General features: G+C 64.4%; 16 protein-coding genes and 2 tRNA genes. 17 read left to right on the top strand and 1 reads right to left on the bottom strand.

From position 1 onward, the window contains the following. The first annotated feature begins 119 nt into the window (after nt 1–119). The 10 genes from rimO to ACE3OK_RS00110 all read left to right on the top strand — a co-directional run bounded on the left by rimO (nt 120) and on the right by ACE3OK_RS00110 (nt 12259). Complete coding sequence (rimO, locus tag ACE3OK_RS00155; RefSeq protein WP_374247485.1) at nt 120–1451, top strand: 30S ribosomal protein S12 methylthiotransferase RimO; 1332 nt, start codon at nt 120–122, stop codon at nt 1449–1451. A 122-nt stretch (nt 1452–1573) separates the two neighbouring features. Further along, the gene (locus ACE3OK_RS00150) at nt 1574–2128 is read left to right on the top strand and encodes a GspH/FimT family pseudopilin (protein WP_374247484.1); all 555 of its coding nucleotides are present in this window, start codon (nt 1574–1576) and stop codon (nt 2126–2128) included. Between the two features lie 56 nt (nt 2129–2184). Beyond that, nucleotides 2185–2643 (top strand): type IV pilus modification protein PilV, encoded by a 459-nt coding sequence (gene pilV, locus ACE3OK_RS00145; protein ID WP_374247483.1) that lies wholly within the window; start codon nt 2185–2187, stop codon nt 2641–2643. A 17-nt stretch (nt 2644–2660) separates the two neighbouring features. Beyond that, a complete protein-coding gene (locus ACE3OK_RS00140; RefSeq protein WP_374247482.1) occupies nt 2661–3518 on the top strand; it encodes a PilW family protein in 858 nt (285 codons plus the stop codon). A 5-nt stretch (nt 3519–3523) separates the two neighbouring features. Beyond that, the gene (locus ACE3OK_RS00135) at nt 3524–4069 is read left to right on the top strand and encodes a PilX N-terminal domain-containing pilus assembly protein (RefSeq protein WP_374247882.1); all 546 of its coding nucleotides are present in this window, start codon (nt 3524–3526) and stop codon (nt 4067–4069) included. Nucleotides 4070–4092: 23 nt separating this feature from the next. Next, nucleotides 4093–7845 (top strand): PilC/PilY family type IV pilus protein, encoded by a 3753-nt coding sequence (locus tag ACE3OK_RS00130; protein WP_374247481.1) that lies wholly within the window; start codon nt 4093–4095, stop codon nt 7843–7845. A gap of 25 nt (nt 7846–7870) precedes the next feature. After that, nucleotides 7871–8272: a type IV pilin protein gene (locus ACE3OK_RS00125; RefSeq protein ID WP_374247480.1), complete on the top strand. Its 402-nt coding sequence runs from the start codon at nt 7871–7873 to the stop codon at nt 8270–8272. 201 nt (nt 8273–8473) lie between these two features. Beyond that, a complete protein-coding gene (locus ACE3OK_RS00120) occupies nt 8474–11086 on the top strand; it encodes a TonB-dependent receptor (RefSeq protein WP_374247479.1) in 2613 nt (870 codons plus the stop codon). Between the two features lie 80 nt (nt 11087–11166). After that, a complete protein-coding gene (locus ACE3OK_RS00115) occupies nt 11167–11673 on the top strand; it encodes a CinA family protein (RefSeq protein ID WP_374247478.1) in 507 nt (168 codons plus the stop codon). Nucleotides 11674–11680: 7 nt separating this feature from the next. Continuing rightward, nucleotides 11681–12259 carry a GIY-YIG nuclease family protein gene (locus tag ACE3OK_RS00110; protein WP_374247477.1) on the top strand — a complete coding sequence of 193 codons (579 nt, stop codon included), beginning with the start codon at nt 11681–11683 and terminating at the stop codon, nt 12257–12259. Nucleotides 12260–12286: 27 nt separating this feature from the next. Here the strand turns inward: ACE3OK_RS00110 and ACE3OK_RS00105 are convergent, their stop codons facing one another. After that, nucleotides 12287–13402: a DNA cytosine methyltransferase gene (locus ACE3OK_RS00105; RefSeq protein ID WP_374247476.1), complete on the bottom strand. Its 1116-nt coding sequence runs from the start codon at nt 13400–13402 to the stop codon at nt 12287–12289. Nucleotides 13403–13531: 129 nt separating this feature from the next. Between ACE3OK_RS00105 and lexA the strand changes: the two genes are divergently transcribed. The 7 genes from lexA to ACE3OK_RS00070 all read left to right on the top strand — a co-directional run bounded on the left by lexA (nt 13532) and on the right by ACE3OK_RS00070 (nt 19409). Beyond that, the gene (gene lexA, locus ACE3OK_RS00100; protein ID WP_374247475.1) at nt 13532–14173 is read left to right on the top strand and encodes a transcriptional repressor LexA; all 642 of its coding nucleotides are present in this window, start codon (nt 13532–13534) and stop codon (nt 14171–14173) included. Nucleotides 14174–14324: 151 nt separating this feature from the next. Next, nucleotides 14325–15356, top strand: a complete 1032-nt coding sequence (recA, locus tag ACE3OK_RS00095; protein ID WP_374247474.1) for a recombinase RecA — start codon at nt 14325–14327, stop codon at nt 15354–15356. Between the two features lie 38 nt (nt 15357–15394). Further along, a complete protein-coding gene (locus ACE3OK_RS00090) occupies nt 15395–15859 on the top strand; it encodes a regulatory protein RecX (protein WP_374247881.1) in 465 nt (154 codons plus the stop codon). Between the two features lie 249 nt (nt 15860–16108). Then, complete coding sequence (alaS, locus tag ACE3OK_RS00085) at nt 16109–18772, top strand: alanine--tRNA ligase (RefSeq protein WP_374247473.1); 2664 nt, start codon at nt 16109–16111, stop codon at nt 18770–18772. Between the two features lie 127 nt (nt 18773–18899). After that, a complete protein-coding gene (csrA, locus tag ACE3OK_RS00080) occupies nt 18900–19094 on the top strand; it encodes a carbon storage regulator CsrA (RefSeq protein ID WP_374247472.1) in 195 nt (64 codons plus the stop codon). Nucleotides 19095–19150: 56 nt separating this feature from the next. Further along, a tRNA-Ser gene (locus ACE3OK_RS00075) sits at nt 19151–19243 on the top strand. Between the two features lie 89 nt (nt 19244–19332). Next, nucleotides 19333–19409 (top strand) — tRNA-Arg (locus tag ACE3OK_RS00070). The last annotated feature ends 34 nt before the right edge of the window (nt 19410–19443 follow it).

Here is a 19443-nt window from a genome sequence, read left to right as displayed (position 1 = left end):
TCCGAGCGGCGTAGCGATTTACCCGGCGGTAGGCGCCACCGGGTCCGAAGGCGGCGCGCCGGCCATTCGGGCCACCGCTTCGCCACGTATAATCTCGCACCTTTTCAGAACCTTGCGCCATGTCCCTGCAACAGCCCAAAGTGGGATTCATCAGCCTTGGATGTCCCAAGGCTTTGGTCGACTCCGAGCGCATCCTCACCCAGCTCAAGGTCGAAGGTTACGACCTGGTGCAGACCTACGACGACGCCGACGTGGTGGTGGTCAACACCTGCGGCTTCATCGACAGCGCGGTGGCCGAGTCGCTGGACGCCATCGGCGAGGCGATGGCCGAGAACGGCAAGGTCATCGTCACCGGCTGCCTGGGCAAGCGCGCCGACGTGATCCGCGAGGCGCACCCGGGCGTGCTGTCCATCAGCGGCCCGCAGGACTACGCCAGCGTGATGGACGCGGTGCACGCCGCGGTGCCGCCCAAGCACGACCCCTTCCTCGATCTGCTGCCCGACTACGGCCTGAAACTGACGCCGAAGCACTACGCCTATCTGAAAATTTCCGAAGGCTGCAACCACCGTTGCAGCTTTTGCATCATCCCCTCGATGCGCGGCGATCTGGTCAGCCGGCCCGTGGATGACGTGCTGCGCGAAGCCGAGAAGCTGGTGCGCGGCGGCGTCAAGGAGCTGCTGGTGGTGTCGCAGGACACCAGCGCCTACGGCGTCGATCTGAAGTACGCGCCACGCCTGTGGGGCACGAATGTCTACGAGACGCGGATGAAGGCGCTGTGCGAGGGCCTGTCCGAACTCGGCGTGTGGACGCGCCTGCACTACGTCTACCCGTACCCGCACGTGGACGACGTGATCCCGCTGATGGCGGACGGCAAGCTGCTGCCGTACCTCGACATCCCGTTCCAGCACGCCAGCCCGCGCATCCTCAAGCTGATGAAGCGCCCGGGCGCGGTGGACAAGACCCTGGAGCGCATCCAGCGCTGGCGGTCGATCTGCCCGGACCTGACCCTGCGCAGCACCTTCATCGTCGGCTTCCCCGGCGAGACCGACGCCGAGTTCGAGGAGCTGCTGGACTTCCTCGACGAGGCGCAGCTGGACCGCGTGGGCGCGTTCGCCTATTCGCCGGTGGAAGGCGCCGCGGCCAACGCGCTGCCGGACCCGGTGCCGGAAGAGGTGAAGCAGGAGCGCCTGGCCCGCTTCATGGAGCGGCAGGCGGCGATTTCCGAAGCGCGCCTGGCGGCCAAGGTCGGCACCGTGCAGCAGGTGCTGGTGGACGCGATCGACGGCGACCTGGCCATCGCCCGCTCGATGGCGGATGCGCCGGAGATCGACGGCCTGGTGCAGGTGCAGGACGGCCGCGAAGCCGGCCTGCGGCCCGGGGAGTTCGCCAGCGTGCGGATCATGGGCAGCGACGAGCACGACCTGTACGGCGAAGTCGAGTACAACGACTGAGCGCTGGCCTTGGGCTTGGCACGCATTGCCGCCCACCCCCGGCGTTGGCCCGCCCATCGGTCATTGCTGGCCACCGTCGCCGCCTGTCACTATGGTAGGCAGTGCATAGAACCGGGGGTCTCATGTCTGTTCGCAACCAACATGCCGGCGGTGCCGTCGGGCGAAGCGCCGGGATGGTCCGGGGCTTCACTCTGGTGGAGCTGATGGTCACCGTGGCGGTCATCGGCATCCTGGCCATGGTGGCGGTGCCCGGCATCGCCGCACTGGTCAACAACGGCCGCATCAACGGTCAGACCGAGGAAATGATCGCCTCGCTGCAATTGGCGCGGTCGGAAGCCGTGCGCCGCAACACCCGGGTCACGCTGTGCCCCAGCACCGACGGTACGACCTGTGCAGGCACCACGGCGTGGTCCGGCTGGATCGTGCACGGCATGGACAACACCCTGGCCACGCCCACCGATGACGTGATCCGCAACAGCACCGCCAGCGGCAACGTGCAGGTCAGTGGCCCGGCTGCCGGCATCGAGTTCAGGCCGTCCGGGCTGATCGACACCGCGCAGACGGTCACTGTCTGCATGCCCACCACCAACCCTTCCCAGAACCAGCGGGTGTTGACGGTGGCAATCAGCGGCGTGGTCACCAAGACGTTGAACAATGGCGGGGGGAGCTGCCCATGAAGCAGGTCGCGAAACAGGTCGTGAGCAAGAGGGATGCCAAGCCCGGGAGGCAAGCCGTGAAGCCGTTGTCGTGCGCGCCGCGCCATGCGCGTGGCATGAGCCTGATCGAAGTGCTGGTCTCCGTGCTGGTGCTCGGGGTGGGGTTGCTGGGCGTGGCCGCCATGCAGTCGCTGGCCCTGCGCGGCGGGCAGGGGTCGATGGAAACCAGCCAGGCGGTGATGCAGACCAATTCCATCCTCGACGCCATGCGCGCCAACACCGCCGCCAACTACAACATCGGCAAGACCTGCGCGGTGGCATCGGTGACGGGGACGAACCTGCGCGCCAATGACCTGCGTGCATGGCTCACTTCGATGAAATCCACCATTGGCAGCGGGGCCGGCGACACCACCACCTGCGGTGAAATCACCGGTTGTCCCGCCGCCTGCCAGGTCAATGTCTATTGGGATGACTCCCGCGCCGGCAACGACCAGGGGGGGTCCAACCGCGTGCTGCAAACGAGTGCCCGCATATGAGCAGGAAGCCCCATCGCATGCCTTCATTCCGTCGTCAAACCGGTTTCGGCCTGATCGAGCTGATGATCGCCTTGGTGCTGGGCCTGTTGGTGATGGGCGCGGCGTTTGCCGTGTTCCAGTCCAACCAGCGCAGCTACCAGGCCAACGAAGGGCTGAACCGCATCCAGGAAAGCGCCCGCGTGGCTTTCGAGCTGATGTCCCGCGACATCCGCGCGGCCGGTGGTTCGTCCTGCTCCAGTCTGGCGCGGCCGGACGTGGAGCACACCAATTCGGCGGATGAAACCGCCTTTCTCACCAACCCCATCAATGACAACGGCGCTACCGCCGGTACCGAGTTGCTGGCCACTTCCGGCGATGACACGGCGTACCGCATCACCGGTGCCACGGTCAACACGGTCACGCTGGATACCACCCAGTTCCCTTCGGGCATGAATGCCACGGATGCTTTCAGGGTCAACGACAAGGTGCTGCTGTGCAATGCCAACCAGCTGTATGTGGTGACGGCCACGGCGGTGACCACCAACCAGCTCACCTTCACCCCGGCCACCCCGGTGGTGATGAATGTGGACCCCATGGCCCCGCCCGCCACGGTGATGGTGGCCCGGTTCCGCAATACCCGCTGGTACCGTTCCGGCACCGGCCTGTATGTCTCGCGTGACGGCGCTGCCGGGCAGCAGGTGGCCGACGGCGTGACCGCACTGGGCTTCAGCTACCTGCAACGCGGTGCCAACAGCTACACCGCGACCCCCGCCAGTTGGCCGGATGTGGTGGCGGTGCGGGTGAACATGACCCTCACCGGCACCAACCAGGTGGACAACAAAACCCTGACCCGCAACGTCTCCAACGTCATCAGCCTGAGGAGCCGCACCCTGTGAACACGATGCCCGCCTTCCATCCGGCCCGCCCGCCGCGCCGCCAGCAGGGTATTTCACTGGTGATCGTGCTGGTCTTGCTGGTGGTGATGTCCGTGCTGGGGCTGGCGGTGATGCGCAGCTCCGGCATGCAGGAGCGCATGAGCGCCAACCTGCGCGACCGCAGCGAGGCCTTCCAGGCTGCGGAAACCGTGTTGCGGGTGGCCCAGCAGGACGTGCTGGGCAATGCCGCCATTTCCGACCTGCAATACGGCAAGACGCTGGCCGAAATGCGGGCCGCCGGCAAGCCGGTCACCTGCGCCACGGACGGCATCTGCGACCAGACGGCGGCCACCCCGGAAACCCCGGTGAAGATGGCTGCCGCAGACGGGCGCTCGTTCTATTTCATCGAATACCTGGGCACCGGCAAGGGCTCCACCTTGCAGGGCGTGTGTGAAACCACCGCAGCCATTTCCAATTACCAGTGCCAGCGCCCCATGTTCCGCATCACCGCCCATGGCCGCAGTCGCGGCCTGTCGGAAGTGGTGCTGCAAGCCAACGTCGTCAGCCGCTGAACCGGCTCGCCGGAGAGACCGTCATGAACCGCACGCATTCCCCCGCCGAACGCAAGCTGGCCCGCGCCCTGCGTCCCGACCGCCCCTGGTGGACAACCCCGGCTGCCTTCCTGTGCACGCTGCTGGCGCTGCCGGTCAGTGCCGGCATCACCATTCCCGACGAGCCGCTGACCACCGGCAACCGGGTGGCACCGAACATCATGTTCGTCCTGGACAACTCGGGTTCGATGGCTTGGGGCAACATGAACAGCCAGAGCATCCAGCAAATTACCGGGTCGGGGAGTTTCAGCAGCGTTCCTGACCAAGACGGCATCGGCACCGGAACGTCGGTAACGACGGAAAGCACCGGCAACGACAAGATGTACATGCAGAACTACATCACCAACACGCTGTACTACAACCCGGCCACCAATTACCAGCCGTGGATGACAGCCAATGGCACCCGGATGACCGGCGGGCAAACCTACACCGCGGTTTACAGCAGCAACCATTACGTCACGAATGCATCACTGGGCACCAATGGGGGCAGCAAGGATCTGTCTTCCAATACGCAGACATTCTATGTGCCCAAAAATCCCGCCAGTACCAGCACGTCATACATGTCGCTCGCCGACAATTATTATCGATTCCAGATTTTGAGTGGTGGAAGCGATATTGTCAGAGGGGAATATGGCCTGATTGCAGGCAATACTTCGACTGCAACGGGTTATCCAAAATCCGGCTTGAGTGCAGCCAAGAAGGCTTGGAATGTCAATTCGGTCGTCATTCCTTCGGGCGTGTACAGTGTTACTGTGACCACCTCGGGGGGAAGTGGCAACTCGAATCTCTACGTGGACTCGAGTAATCCGCCCACGAATCCGTACATGTGCAGCTCAACCAGTGGCAATACCAATGATTCCTGCACGGTGTACAACCCGAATGCAGGCACCTATTACGTCGGGCTTTATGGGTCTGCAGCGTTTTCCAATGTCAGTGTGACGGTTACGATTACCACGACCAACAGCTGTGATGGCGGTGCCCCCGGCAGCTATGGCTGGATCAACTGCACATCGGCTACGCCCACCGGGCGCACGGTTGCCGCCGAAAAGACCAATTTTTCCACTTGGTATTCCTACTATCGTACCCGCATCAAGGCCGCCAAGGCCGGTGCCAGCGAAGCATTCGGGTCGTTGGGCAACAAGGTGCGGGTGGGGTATCGCAGCCTGCATCCCGACAATAATTCTTCGGTCTCGCCGGATTTCGATATCCCGGTGGGTGACGGCAATGATGGCCGATTCATCGACAACACCGGCATCACGCCAACCACCAGCCGCTCCACCTGGTATGCGCGTTTGTTCAAGGCCTACGCGGGCAACGGCACGCCGTTGCAGTCGGTACTGAATGCCGTTGGCACGTACTACACAAGTTCGTCCAGCAGTGGCCCTTATGGCCCTGAAAGCGGCTCCGACCAACTCTCCTGCCGGCAGAACTTCACCATTCTGACCACCGACGGCTACTGGAACGGCGGCACGGCAGGTTCCGGCAATGTGGACAATACCGCCGGCAGCACCATCAAGGGGCCAAAGGGCAAGTCGTACACATATTCCCCGGTGTCCCCGTACAAGGACGGCAACTCCAGCACGCTGGCCGACGTCGCCATGTATTACTGGATGACGGATCTGCGCACCGATATTGCGTCGATGGGGACCACCGCCAGCCCGGACGGCAACAATGTGCCCACATCAGACGACGACCCGGCGTTCTGGCAGCACATGGTGACGTTCACCATTTCCATTGGCCTGAAAACCACCCAGGGCTGGTCCAGCGTGGATGACGTGACCGCCAATCCGACGTGGAATGATCCGAGTGGGAATCCGCCGGGCAATGACCAACCCGCCAACGTCGACGACCTGCTGCACGCCGCCGTCAACGGCCATGGTCAATTCGTCGCGGCGTCCAGCCCCGCCGCGTTCACCGAGGGCCTGAACAAGGCGCTGGCTGCCATTACCCAGCGCACCAGTTCGTTCTCCAACGTGGCCACCAACTCCACGTCCCTGAACACCGGCGCGCAGGTGTTTTCGGCCAGCTACGTGTCCGGGGTCTGGACAGGTGCGGTGAAGGCGCAGGCGGTCAGCCGGACGGGGGTCTCGGGCACGGCCAGCTGGACCGCCACCATCCCGGCAGTGGGCAGCCGGCACATCTTCACCGCCAGCGGCACCCCCGGCCAGGCAGGCAGCGCCGGCACGGCGTTCCCCACTGCGGCGCAAATCACCGCGCTGGACAACAGTGGCGTGGGGCCCGCCAATTATGAAGTGGGGGGCAGCGACAACGCCGCCTACATCAAGGGCGACGCCAGCAAGGAAGAGCGCAACGGCGTCAGCAACCTGCGCAACCGCGCCACCACCGTGCTGGGCGACATCGTGGGCTCGTCGCCTGCCTACGTGCCCGGTGGGGCTGCCGGCGACGGCACCAGCAACGGCACGCTCTATGTGGGTGCCAACGACGGCATGCTGCATGCTTTCGATGCCGGCAACGGCCAGGAACTGTTCGCCTACGTCCCCAACCTGATCAATTTCGGCAACCTCAAGCAGCTCAGCCGCGGTGATTACGACCACAAGTTCTTCGTGGACGGCCCCATCGTGGTCAGCCCGCACGCATTGACCCCCAGCCAGAACATCCTGGTGGGAACGCTGGGGCGCGGTGGCAAGGGCCTGTATGCGTTGGACGTGAGTGCGCCGGGCTCGTTCGGCACCGGCAACTTCAAGTGGGAAATGAAGGACACCCCGCTGAACAACATGGGCAATGTGCTGGGCACACCGGTGCTGGCGCAGGTGCGCAACGGCTCCCCCGTCCCGGCGGCGGTGCTGGGCAATGGCCCCAACAGCACCAACGACAAGGCGGTGCTGGTGGTCGTCAACCTTGCCACGGGTGCGGTGATCCGTGAGATCCCCACCGACAACACCACGGGGAATGGCCTGTTCGCACCGCTGGGCGTGTACGCGGCGGATGGCAAGACCATGGTGTATGCCTATGCCGGTGACATGCAGGGCAATATCTGGAAGTTCGACATGCGTTCCAGCACGCCCTCGGCGTGGACCGCCACCAAGCTCTTCCATGCCGAAAAGACGGCAGGCACGCCGCAGCCCATCACCGGCGGCCTGGCGTCGGCCATCGACCCGAAGACCAACAAGCGTTGGATTTTCTTCGGTACCGGCCGCTTCCTGACCACCACCGATGCCAACGACAAGACCACCTCGGCGCAGTCCATCTACGGGTTCACCGATGACGGCCCCACCGCCGCCTATACCCGTTCGGACCTGACGTCGCGGCCACTCACCGTGGATGCCGCCAGTGGTTATCGCTACTTCGATGACCCGAACACGGCCCCCGCGATTGGCACCAGCAAGGGCTGGTACGTGGATCTGCCGGGCAAGGGCGAGCGCATCGTGCAGGATGCGCAGGTGGACGGTGACTTCGTGGTCACGGCCAGCATGATTCCCGAGGGCGACGCCTGCGAAGCCTCCGGTTCTGGCTTCCTCAATGCCATCGATGCCTTCACCGGCACCAGCGGCGGCAAGTCCTACTTCGACCTGGACAAGAACGGCAGCACCGACGATACCGCCGCCGGCGGCAAGCCGGTGGGGTCTGTCAATCTGGGGGTGGGCATGCCCACGCGCCCGGTGCTGTTGCCTGGCGTGGGCGTGGTGGATGGCAGTGCGGGCTTGGGTGCCTCCAGCTTCGGCAAGGCCCCCATGAGCTGGCAGCGTGTCTCTTGGCGCGAAATCCGGAATGACTGACATGCGCAACCACGGGGGACATGCAATGCAAACGCGCCGCAATGCCGGTTTCAGCCTGATCGAGCTGATGGTGGTGGTAGCCATCATCGGCATCCTGGCCTCGATCGCCCTGCCGTCCTACAACGAGCACCAGCGCAAGACCCGCCGGGCGGCGGGTACCGCGTGCCTGACCACCGTGGCGCAGCGGATGGAGCGCGTGTACACCACCGACCTCAGCTACGCCAGCGCACCGGCCATCGGCACCCTCACCGGTGCCTGCGAGCCGGTGACGCTGACCTTCTACAACTTCGCGTTTTCGGTGGCACCTTCCGCCAAGGCCTACACGGTTGCGGCTACCCCTTCCGGCAAGCAAAGCGGTGATTCCTGCGGCACCCTGAGCCTGGACCAGGCCGGCGTCAAATCGCCCTCCACGGCGGGCTGCTGGTAGGGCCTTCGCGGTCCCGCTTTCCCCCTCCCTTGCAGCGCAGGGGAGGGGCGCAAGGTACACACGGGTGGTAGTGATCCGGCGGCTTTCAAGCCAATGAAGCCAAGGTGGCCGGGCGCGTGGCCAAAGGGTGGCCGCCTGCTGGTGTTTGCGGCATATTTCGCCCTGATGGCCCGCGTGTCATCCACTTTCCGGGGAAAAGCCATGCACCGCACCCAGTTCGCGCGTTCGCCCTTGCAGGTGGCACTCGCCACCGCACTTGTTGCTTCTCTGGCACTGCCGGTGCAGGCGCAGGAGGCTGCACCGGCGGGCGGCAAGCAAGAGCCGAAGACACTGGACACGCTGGTTGTCACCGCGCAAAAACGCGAAGAAGTGATGCAAAACGTGCCGATCGCGGTCACGGCTTTGTCGCAGCAAACCCTGCAAGATACCGGCGTGCGGGATGTCAAGGATCTGCAAGTGCTGGTGCCGGGGCTCACCGTGACCAGCACCCAGAGCGAGGCGATCACCACCGCGCGGCTGCGTGGCATTGGCACGGTGGGCGACAACATCGGTCTGGAATCGTCGGTGGGGGTGGTGATTGATGGCGTGTACCGGCCGCGCAACTCGGTGGGCTTCGGCGATCTGGGCGAGCTGGAACGCATCGAGGTGCTGAAAGGCCCGCAGGGCACCTTGTTCGGCAAGAACACCTCGGCCGGCGTCATCAACGTGGTCACCCGCAAGCCGGATCACGAATTTTCCGCCAATGGCGAGGTCACCTTCGGCAATTACGGCGCGTTGGGGTTGGCCGGTGGCGTCAATCTGCCGATGGGGGATTACGCCGCATTGCGGGTGTATGCCGCGCACCGTGACCGCGACGGCTGGATGCAGGTGGTCACCGCGCCGGGCCCGCGCAGCAGCGACCGCGACTACGACCAGGATTTCGACACCTTCCGCGCCAAGCTGCTGCTGGCCCCCACCGACAGGGTGGAGATCGTGCTGTCGGCCGATTCCACCCGTCGCAACGAGAACTGCTGCACGGCGGTGCAATTGGTCAGCGGCACAAGCTCGGTGTTGATCAACAGGCTGGGCGGCGGCAATGCCATCGTCCCCACCGGCCAGGCCGACCCGTGGGCGCGGGTGGCGTACAGCAACCGCGACACCACCCAGCGGATCAATGACCGCGGCGCGCAGGCGGAGGTCAATATCGACCTGGACCTGTGGGGTGGTTCCAGATTGACGTCGATCACCGCCGGCCGCGATTGGGATGCCGTGAACGGCCGCGATTTCGATTTTTCCACCGCCGATCTGATTTACATGAACCCGCAGCAGGATGAATCCCATGCGCGGGTGAAGTTCTTCAGCCAGGAATTTCACCTGAGCGGCAGCACCGACAAGCTCGATTGGCTGGTGGGTGGTTTCTACAGCAATGAAACCATCCACCGCACCGAGAGCTACCGGATGGGCGCGGCGTACGAGCCGTATCTGTCCATCGGCCTGCTGTCGATGATCAACCCGTCGCTGGCCAGCCTGCCCAATGCCGCCACCTTCATGGCCGACGTCACCGGACAGCCGTATGGCACGGTGTTCGCCGGCCTCGGCGCGCTGGACCATTACAAGCAGGATGCCAAGAGCACGGCCTTGTTCAGCAACAACACCTGGCATGCCAGCGAGGCGCTCGATCTCACCCTGGGCCTGCGCTACACCCGCGAAACCAAGGACCTGCAATCGGCATTCAGCAACCCCAATGGCAGTCCTGGCTGCGCGTCCTATTTCGCTCCCGGTGGCGGCATCAGCCAAGCGGCGCTGGCCCGGATTTCCGCCGCATTGACCGCGCGCGGGGTGCCGTTTGCTTCGTTGCCTGCCGCCAACCAGCAGGCCCTGATCAACAATGTGGTGGGCTACAGCTGCCTGCCCTGGGCAAACGTGCTGCACAATGGCCGCAACACCCGGCAATCGCGCAGTGAGAACGAGTGGTCGGGCACGGTGAAGGCGGCGTATCGCTGGAACCCGCATGCAATGACCTACCTGTCCTTTGCGCGCGGCTACAAGGCCGGCGGCTTCAACTTCGACCGCGTGCAGACGTCCAATGGCTTGTCCAGTGGCGGGCAGGGCATCACCCCGGTGAATGACACCGCGTTCCCGGGTGAGTTCGTGGACAGCTGGGAGCTGGGCGCCAAGACCACCTGGGCTGGTGGCAACCTGCTGCTCAATGCCGCGTTGTTCCACCAGACCTATACCGACTTCCAGCTCAACAGCTTCCTGGGCACCAGCTTCGTGGTGCGTTCCATTCCCAAGGTGGTATCGCAAGGCCTGGACGCGGAGCTGCTGTGGCAACCCAAGGCGGTGCCGGGCCTGTTGTTGCAGTCCGGCCTGATGCTCGCCGACACCCGATACGGCAAACACATCCCGGGTGCGGATTTCACGTATCCCGGCGCGTTGTACAAATTGCCGGATGCGCGCATGAGCTTCGCGCCGCGCAGCTCGCTGTCGGCCTCGTTGACCTACGAGTGGGACATCGGCTCCAGTCTGGAAGGGCGCTTCAACATCGGTGGCAAGTACATGTCCAGCTACAACACCGGCTCCGACCTCGACGTCGAAAAGATGCAGAAAGCCTATTCGGTGGTGAATGCACGCATCGGCATCGGTGCCCGCGACCGCACGTGGCAGTTGGAGCTGTGGGGCACCAACGTGTTCAATGCCAAGTACGTGCAAGTGGGCTTCGACGGCCCCTTGCAGGCGTTGGGCACGCCGGAGCCGGGCAACCCGAAGAACACCTACGACGCCTTCCTGGGGGCACCGGCCATGTACGGGGCGACGTTGCGGTTCCAGTTCTGAAGCCGGCCACAGCCTGAGCGGCGGTTCCGTTTTGGGTGGGCATGCGCTACAACGCACGTCTGCCCAGCGGAGACCTGCCGATGCAAGCGCCCAGCGATGACCAGCTCGACCGATTGGCGGCGACCACCGGCCAGTTGTTGCTGGCCGGCCGGCACATGCTGGTGACGGCGGAAAGTTGCACCGGCGGCTGGATTGCCAAGTGCATGACCGATGTGCCGGGCTCGTCGGCATGGTTCGACTGCGGCATGGCCGCCTACAGCTACGAAGCCAAACAAGCCCTGCTGGGCGTGCGCCCGCAGACGCTGGAACAGTTCGGTGCGGTCAGCCGCGAAACCGTGGTGGAGATGGTGTCCGGCGCGCTGGTGCATTCCGGTGCCACGGTGGCGGTGGCAGTCACCGGCATCGCCGGCCCCGGCGGCGGCAGCGACGACAAGCCGGTGGGAACCGTCTGGATTGGCTGGAAAAAACGCGGCGGCTACGCCCGCGCGGAAGTCTTCCATTTCGAAGGCGACCGCGACGCCGTACGCCGGCAGACGGTGGCGGCGGCCTTGGCGGGGCTGGTGCCGCAATTGGGCGGCCAGACGTGAGGCGGGCATGACGGATTTCGCATTCAGGAAACGAGCCGTTGGAACGCTGACGGCTCGTATCGGCGTCTATGTGCTCTGTGATCTGGACAATGTTCCGATCTACGTCGGGCAATCAAAGGATGGGATACGCAAGCGAGTGGCCAGGCATCTGACCTCCGCGCGTTCTGACATCATCGCCAATCGCCAGGTCGATATCTGGGAGATCGCGTATGTCTGGGCCTATCCCGTTGACTCGAAGGCTGGCATCGACAGTCTCGAAGCCCAGCTCTTCCATGCCTTCAATCCGCAGTCGCAATTGATGAATGGAACGGTGCCGGCGATCGGAGAGGGCGGCCTTGTCCCGGAGCCGGAGCAGGTTGTCCAAGTGATGTCGAGCGATGAGATTCGCGAGAGAAAAGATGCATCCCAGAGATTGCCGCGGCAGGCGCAACATTACGCCCAGATCGTCGGTCACTTCGTGACTGTCAAGAACTCGGAGCAGATTGCGCGTGCGATGGATGCGCATTTCCAGCGCCTGCAGAAATACCACGGCCAGCTTCTGGGTCATGCTGACGCGCAGGTGGATGAGGGCGGTGAGGGGGGCTGAGTCGCGGCGCGATCGATTGCGAGGCGCTCAGAGTTCCGCCCTTACCAGCGGCATCAGGTAGTTGCTGGCCAGCCATTGGATTGCGGGAACGCAGACGGCATCACCGAAGCCAAAGATGGCCTGGGCTTCGGTGATATCGCTCAATGCATAGTCTCCTGCGCCCATGAGTCTCGCGTACTCCACGGCAGTCATCCAGCGAATGTTGACGGAGCCGCCTGAAATCCGAAGCAGGGCCTGTTTCGATGAACCGCCTCTTGCGGTACGCAGGCAGCCGGCAATGTTGTCCTCCCGGAACTCCCAAACGGCCTTGCCATTCCTGGTGCGCCGGAAGCCGGTGCGGTAGGTCGGGCGCTTCAGCTGCTTCAACAGATCGATGCGCCGGGCCTGGGTGTCGGAAAGTGTTGCCATCGCCGCAGCGGTGCGCTCCGGACTCCACCAGCGGGGATCGTTTTCCGGGATGTGTTCGATGATCTTGTCCAGCCCGTCGGACAGGTATTCCGGCGGGGATGGAAGCCGTGCAGCGTGTGTCCGCAGGGACGCATCCTGCGTGATGAAGCGCAGGTAGTCCGGGCGCAGGACGCTTGCAGACTGCTCCCGCAGCATGGGCGGCTCCTTGGCGCAGACCAGGAACAGGCGCTCACGCGATTGCGGAACGAAGCGCAGTGCGTCCAGGGCGAGCACGTCCACGGAGTAGCCAAGGCCGTTCATGGCGCGTACCGCAGCGCGCAAGTCGTCCCCGCCATGCGAGCTGGCCAGCCCCGGCACGTTCTCCAGGCATGCAACCCGGGGGGCGCAAGGCCCCATTTCATCGAGGATGCGAACGAAATCCCAGAAGGTCTTCGATTCCCCGTCCCGGATGCCCTTTCCCTTGCCCGCCAGGGAAAGATCGGTGCAGGGGAATGAAGCCCAGGCGATTGACAGGTTGGCGGGCATGTCGTCCCCGGTGATCCTGCCGATGTCACCGAGGGCGAAAGCGTGCTGTCCGCGTGCGTCGGAGAAGTGCCCCTGATACATCGCTTTCTTCTTCGGCTCGTAGTCGTTGGACCATGCGACCCTGAACCCGGCAGCTTCCAGTCCAAGACGCGCAAGCCCGATCCCCGCAAAGAATTCGGCGGCGAAAGGAGGGGGCAGCCGTGCGGGCATTGCCTTCACCCGACGCGGGGATGGCTCCCTGTTTTGGTGGGCGGAGGGCATCTGTTGGTCTCCTGTTTGGATGGATTATCGACGCGTCGTGTTGACAGTAGCAAATGATTGGTAGTATTACTACTAACCATGAGCCTGACCGACACCCAACGCGCCATCCATCTGTTCCTGGCCGAACGCATCGACGCCGATGGCTTCGCGCCCTCGCAAACCGAAGTCGCCCGCGCTTTCGGCTTCAAGGGGGTGCGGGCGGCGCAATACCATCTGGATGCGCTGGAAGCGGCGGGCATGATTGGCCGCAGCCCCGGCCGTGCGCGCAGCCTGCGTTTGCTGCAACAGCCGGAAGACCGCCCCCGCCAGTTGCCGCTGGCCCCTGCCAACGACGACACGCTGCATCTGCCGGTGCTGGGGCAGGTAGCGGCCGGGGCACCCATCGGTGCCGATATCGGCAGTGAACAGGTGGTGTTGATGGATCGCGCCCTGTTCACTCCCACGCCGGATTACCTGCTCAAGGTGAAAGGCGACTCGATGCGCGACGAAGGCATCTTCGACGGCGACCTGATCGGCGTGCATCGCACCAGCGAAGCCCGCAACGGGCAGGTGGTGATCGCGCGCATCGACGATGAAATCACCGTCAAGCTGCTGCGCATCGGGCAGGGCAAGGTACGCCTGCTGCCGCGCAATCCTGATTACGCCCCCATCGAAGTCAAGCCCGGGCAGGAGTTCGCCATCGAAGGCTTGTACTGCGGGTTGGTGCGGCCCAATGCGTAAACCACCGAGTCGCTGCTGCGGCATTTCCCGATGGTGGGCACCGTGCCGACATGCGAATTTTTCGATCAGGCCGGGCACCGTCGCAGCCTGTGCGACAGCCACTGCCTAAGCTGACCCCATTCCAGAGACCACCGACTTGAGGAGCACCACGATGGACGAGAACAAGAAGCGCGCACTTGCCGCAGCACTGGGCCAGATCGAGCGCCAGTTCGGCAAAGGCTCGGTGATGCGCATGGGTGACCGCACCGTGGAAGCGGTGGAAACCGTGGGCACCGGCTCGCTGATGCTGGACATCGCGCTGGGCATCGGCGGCTTGCCCAAGGGGCGGGTGGTGGAAATCTACGGTCCGGAATCCTCCGGCAAGACCACGCTCACCCTGCAAGCCATTGCCGAGTGCCAAAAAGCCGGCGGCACCTGTGCCTTCATCGATGCCGAGCACGCGCTGGACCCGGTCTATGCGCAAAAGCTGGGCGTGAACCTGGATGATCTGCTGCTGTCGCAGCCGGATACCGGCGAGCAAGCACTGGAAATCGCCGACATGCTGGTGCGCTCCAATGCCATCGACATGGTGGTGGTGGATTCGGTGGCCGCGCTGACCCCCAAGGCCGAAATCGAAGGCGAAATGGGCGACCAACTGCCCGGCCTGCAAGCCCGCCTGATGAGCCAGGCGCTGCGCAAGCTCACCGGCAACATCAAGCGCAGCAATTGCCTAGTCATCTTCATCAATCAATTGCGCATGAAGATCGGCGTGATGATGCCGGGGCAAAGCCCGGAGGTCACCACCGGCGGCAATGCACTGAAGTTCTACGCCTCGGTACGGCTGGATATCCGCCGGATCGGTTCGATCAAGAAAGGCGAAGAGATCATCGGCAATCAGACCCGCATCAAGGTGGTCAAAAACAAGCTGGCCCCCCCGTTCAAGCAGGTGGTCACCGAAATCCTGTACGGCGAAGGCATCAGCCGCGAAGGCGAGCTGATCGACATGGGTGTGGACGCCAAACTGGTTGAGAAGGCCGGTGCCTGGTACAGCTATGACGGCGAACGGATTGGCCAGGGCAAAGAAAATGCCCGTCAGTACATGAAAGAAAATAAGGCCGCCGCCGCCAAGCTGGAAGCCGCCCTGCGCGAAAAATTCGTGCCCGAGGAAGCTTCCCGCGACGAAGGCGAAGGCAGCGGCGAATGACGGGGACGGGCGACGATGACGTGGCATTGCCCTCGTCAATGGGGCCGCGTCGTCGTCGCCCGGAGCCTTCTCCCACCCAGCGCGCGCTGGGCCTGCTGACCCGGCGCGAGCACTCGCGGCAGGAGTTGGCGCGCAAACTCCTGCAACGTGGCGTGGAAACGGCGGTGGCTGCAACGGTCATCGACAAACTCAGCGCTGCCGGTTGGCAGGACGATGCCCGTTTTGCCGAATCGCTCCTGCGCAGCCGCGCTGGCAGCGGCTACGGCCCCGGCTGGATCCGTGCGGAGCTGGCCACCCACGGTTTGGGTGGCGAGCTGATTGCCGCAACCTTGGACGGCTTCGAGGGCGACTGGGCCGAAAACGCCCGCGACCTGTTGCAACGTCGCCATCCGCAGGCACTGGCCGGCGACCGCGATGCCCGGCGCAAGGTGATGGATTTCCTGCTGCGGCGGGGGTTCGGGATGGAGCATGTGCGCGCCGCGATCAATCACGATCAGGCATAGCCCTGCCGGGGATGTGCTTCGCGCGCGCCATGGACGGCGCACGGCCGCGCATCGGAGCTGGGTGCGGAGCCTGAGCGCCAAGGCGCATCCCCGGCAGGGCCATGCCTGCGAGAAGCCCGCGTTGATTTGGATTCGGAAGGCCTCGCAACCCCTGTAAACTGGTGGCCTTGGGTTGCCAACTCGGTTTCGCGGCTGCATCTTGAACAGTTCGCGGGCGCAGTGCTGCCCGCCACCTTCCTGATGCCCCCCATGAACACACCAGCCACTTCCAGCCTCAAGCCCACCTCCGAGATTCGCCGCGACTTCCTCGACTTCTTCGCCGCCAAGGGCCACACCATCGTGCCGTCGGCGCCGTTGGTGCCGGGCAACGACCCGACCCTGCTGTTCACCAATTCCGGCATGGTGCAATTCAAGGACGTGTTCCTGGGCGCGGAAAAGCGCAGCTACGTGCGCGCGGCCGACGTGCAGCGCTGCCTGCGCGCCGGCGGCAAGCACAACGATCTGGATTCGGTGGGCTACACCGCGCGCCACCACACCTTCTTCGAAATGCTCGGCAATTGGTCATTCGGCGACTACTTCAAGAAAGAAGCCATCGCCTGGGCCTGGGAACTGCTGACCGAAGTCTGGAAGCTGCCGAAGGAACGCCTGCTGGCCACCGTCTACCACACCGATGACGAGGCCTACGCGATCTGGCGCGACGACATCGGGCTGCCGGAAGACCGCATCATCCGCATCGGCGACAACAAGGGTGCGCCGTTCGCGTCCGACAATTTCTGGCAGATGGCCGACACCGGCCCCTGCGGCCCGTGCAGCGAGATCTTCTACGACCACGGCCCGTCGCATGCCGGCGGCCCTCCCGGTTCGCCCGATGAAGATGGCGACCGCTACATCGAGATCTGGAACAACGTGTTCATGCAGTTCGACCGTGCCGCCGACGGCACGTTGACCCCCCTGCCTGCGCCCTGCGTGGACACCGGCATGGGCCTGGAGCGCATCACCGCGATCTTGCAGGGCGTGCATTCCAATTACGAAATCGATCTGTTCCAGACGCTGATCAGGCATGCGGCAGAACTGACCGGCACGGTGGACCTGGAAAACAAATCATTGCGCGTGATCGCCGACCACATCCGCGCCTGCGCTTTTTTGATTGTGGATGGCGTGCTGCCGTCCAACGAAGGCCGCGGCTACGTGCTGCGCCGGATCATCCGTCGCGCCTTGCGCCACGGCTGGATGCTGGGCGTGCGCCAGCCGTTCTTCCATCAACTGGTTGCAACGCTGGATACGCTGATGGGCGATGCCTATCCGGTACTGCGCGAAGGCCGCGCCACCGCCGAACGCGCATTGCTGGCGGAGGAAGAGCGCTTCGCCGAAACGCTGGACTCGGGCATGAAGATTTTCGAGGACGTGGCCGCCCGCGTGGGCGACGGCATCATCCCCGGTGGTGATGCCTTCCGCCTGTACGACACCTACGGCTTCCCGCTGGATCTCACCCAGGACATGGCGCGCGAACGTGGCATGACGGTGGACGTGGCCGGCTTCGATGCGGCGATGGAGCACCAGAAGGAAACCGCGCGCGCGGCCGGCAAGTTCGGCGGCGGCGTGCAGTTGCCCGCCGAGCTGGTGGCGCAATTGGCACCCACCCAATTCCTCGGCTACGCGGCGCTGCAAGCCGAAGGCCTCACCGTGCTCGCCCTGTTGAAGGATGGCAAGCCGGTGGACGCGATCGCCGCAGGGGATCACGCCATCGTGCTGCTCGATCGCACCCCGTTCTACGGCGAGTCCGGCGGCCAGGTGGGCGATACCGGCGCACTCACTGCTGCGGCTGCCACGTTCGCGGTCGGCAATACCCTGAAGCTGGCCGGCCAGTTCCACGGCCATCACGGCCGCTTGCAGTCGGGGGCTCTGAAGAAGGGGGATGTGCTGTCAGGCAGCGTGGATGCCGCCCGTCGCGGTGCCATCGTGCTCAACCACAGCGCCACCCACCTGCTGCACGCCGCGCTGCGCACCGTGCTGGGCACCCACGTCCAGCAGAAGGGTTCGCTGGTGGCGCCCGATCGTTTGCGTTTCGATTTCTCGCACTTCCAGCCAATGACCGCACAGGAATTGGCTGAAGTTGAGCGCCGTGTCAATGCCGAAGTGCGCGCCAATCATGCCGGCGAAGTGCGCCACATGGGCATGCAGGAAGCGCTGGATTTCGGCGCGATGGCGCTGTTCGGTGAAAAATACGGTGAAGAAGTCCGGGTGCTGCGTTTCGGCCCCACGTCCACCGAACTTTGCGGCGGCACCCACGTGGGCCGTACCGGCGACATCGGCCTGTTCAAGATCGTGTCCGAAGGCGGCGTCTCCGCCGGCGTGCGCCGCATCGAGGCGGTGACCGGGCAGGGCGCGCTGGATCACGTGGCGAGCGAAGAGCACCATCTGCACGAAGCCGCGCAACTGCTGGGTGGCACCACCGGCGAGGTGGCTGAAAAGCTGCGCACGCTGCTGGATCGCCAGAAAAAACTGGAGCGCGAAGTCGAGACACTCAAGGCCAAGGCCGCCTCCGGTGCCACCGCCGACCTCGGCGCGCAGGCGCAGGACGTGGCTGGCATCAAGGTGCTGGCGGCGCGGCTGGAAGGCTTCGATGCCAAGGCCCTGCGCGATGCGATGGATCGCCTCAAGACCCAGCTTGTGGATGCCGTCATCGTGCTGGCCGGCACCGAAGGCGGCAAAGCCGCACTGGTGGCCGGCGTCAGCGGCGCGGCGCTGGGCAAGGTCAAGGCCGGCGACGTGCTGGGCGACGTGGCCCGGCAGGCCGGCGGCAAGGGCGGTGGCCGCCCCGACATGGCCCAGGGCGGCGGCGAGGATGGCCCGGCACTGGCGGCGGCACTGGCTGGCGTGGCGGGCTGGGTTGACCAGCGGATGCGGGCCTGAATGCCGGACTGTGACGGTCGTCTGCTTGTGGAGTGCGAACCATGCCCATTATGATCGTGCATGCTGGAAGAGTCCGTGTCCGGCGGACGACGACGCACGCAATCGCTGCTGCGACAGGGGAGTTGCAATGTTGATCTTGACCAGGCGGGTAGGCGAAACCTTGATGATCGGTGATGCGATCACTGTCACCGTGCTCGGCGTGAAAGGCAACCAGGTGCGGATTGGCATCACGGCCCCGAAGGATGTTGCCGTGCACCGGGAGGAAATTTACCAGCGCATCCAGGGCGAGGATGCCAGCAAGGGCGAAGAAAAATCATCCTGAGGGTTTGCCGCGACAGGGCAATGCCTGTATCCTTGCCGGCTCGCGATTCGCTTCACGGAGACTTGCCCGAGAGGCCGAAGGGGCTCCCCTGCTAAGGGAGTATGGGGTCAAAAGCTCCATCGAGGGTTCGAATCCCTCAGTCTCCGCCACTTGCGGCGAAACGCGAAAAACTTGCACCGACACGGAAATTTTTCGTTGACGTGCCGGCGGAGTTGCCACATAATTCCGCTTCTGCATTGCGCCCGTAGCTCAGTTGGATAGAGCACCAGGCTACGAACTTGGGGGTCGGAGGTTCGAATCCTTCCGGGCGCGCCATCCAAAAAGCACAAGGGTCGATGAGTCAGCGCTC

This window comes from Thermomonas sp. (assembly GCF_041905325.1).
In the GTDB taxonomy this organism is placed as follows: Bacteria; Pseudomonadota; Gammaproteobacteria; order Xanthomonadales; family Xanthomonadaceae; genus Thermomonas.
Note: the sequence above shows the minus strand (reverse complement) of the source record. Positions and strands in the feature narration are given on the sequence as shown.

Excerpts from the sequence above, each read along its gene's own strand:
- rimO (WP_374247485.1), top strand. The coding sequence starts at position 120 with ATGTCCCTGCAACAGCCCAAAGTGGGATTCATCAGCCTTGGATGTCCC.
- ACE3OK_RS00150 (WP_374247484.1), top strand. The coding sequence starts at position 1,574 with ATGTCTGTTCGCAACCAACATGCCGGCGGTGCCGTCGGGCGAAGCGCC.
- ACE3OK_RS00140 (WP_374247482.1), top strand. The coding sequence starts at position 2,661 with ATGCCTTCATTCCGTCGTCAAACCGGTTTCGGCCTGATCGAGCTGATG.
- ACE3OK_RS00135 (WP_374247882.1), top strand. The coding sequence starts at position 3,524 with ATGCCCGCCTTCCATCCGGCCCGCCCGCCGCGCCGCCAGCAGGGTATT.
- ACE3OK_RS00130 (WP_374247481.1), top strand. The coding sequence starts at position 4,093 with ATGAACCGCACGCATTCCCCCGCCGAACGCAAGCTGGCCCGCGCCCTG.
- ACE3OK_RS00125 (WP_374247480.1), top strand. The coding sequence starts at position 7,871 with ATGCAAACGCGCCGCAATGCCGGTTTCAGCCTGATCGAGCTGATGGTG.
- ACE3OK_RS00120 (WP_374247479.1), top strand. The coding sequence starts at position 8,474 with ATGCACCGCACCCAGTTCGCGCGTTCGCCCTTGCAGGTGGCACTCGCC.
- ACE3OK_RS00115 (WP_374247478.1), top strand. The coding sequence starts at position 11,167 with ATGCAAGCGCCCAGCGATGACCAGCTCGACCGATTGGCGGCGACCACC.
- ACE3OK_RS00110 (WP_374247477.1), top strand. The coding sequence starts at position 11,681 with ATGACGGATTTCGCATTCAGGAAACGAGCCGTTGGAACGCTGACGGCT.
- ACE3OK_RS00105 (WP_374247476.1), bottom strand. The coding sequence starts at position 13,402 with ATGCCCGCACGGCTGCCCCCTCCTTTCGCCGCCGAATTCTTTGCGGGG.
- lexA (WP_374247475.1), top strand. The coding sequence starts at position 13,532 with ATGAGCCTGACCGACACCCAACGCGCCATCCATCTGTTCCTGGCCGAA.
- recA (WP_374247474.1), top strand. The coding sequence starts at position 14,325 with ATGGACGAGAACAAGAAGCGCGCACTTGCCGCAGCACTGGGCCAGATC.
- ACE3OK_RS00090 (WP_374247881.1), top strand. The coding sequence starts at position 15,395 with ATGGGGCCGCGTCGTCGTCGCCCGGAGCCTTCTCCCACCCAGCGCGCG.
- alaS (WP_374247473.1), top strand. The coding sequence starts at position 16,109 with ATGAACACACCAGCCACTTCCAGCCTCAAGCCCACCTCCGAGATTCGC.
- csrA (WP_374247472.1), top strand. The coding sequence starts at position 18,900 with ATGTTGATCTTGACCAGGCGGGTAGGCGAAACCTTGATGATCGGTGAT.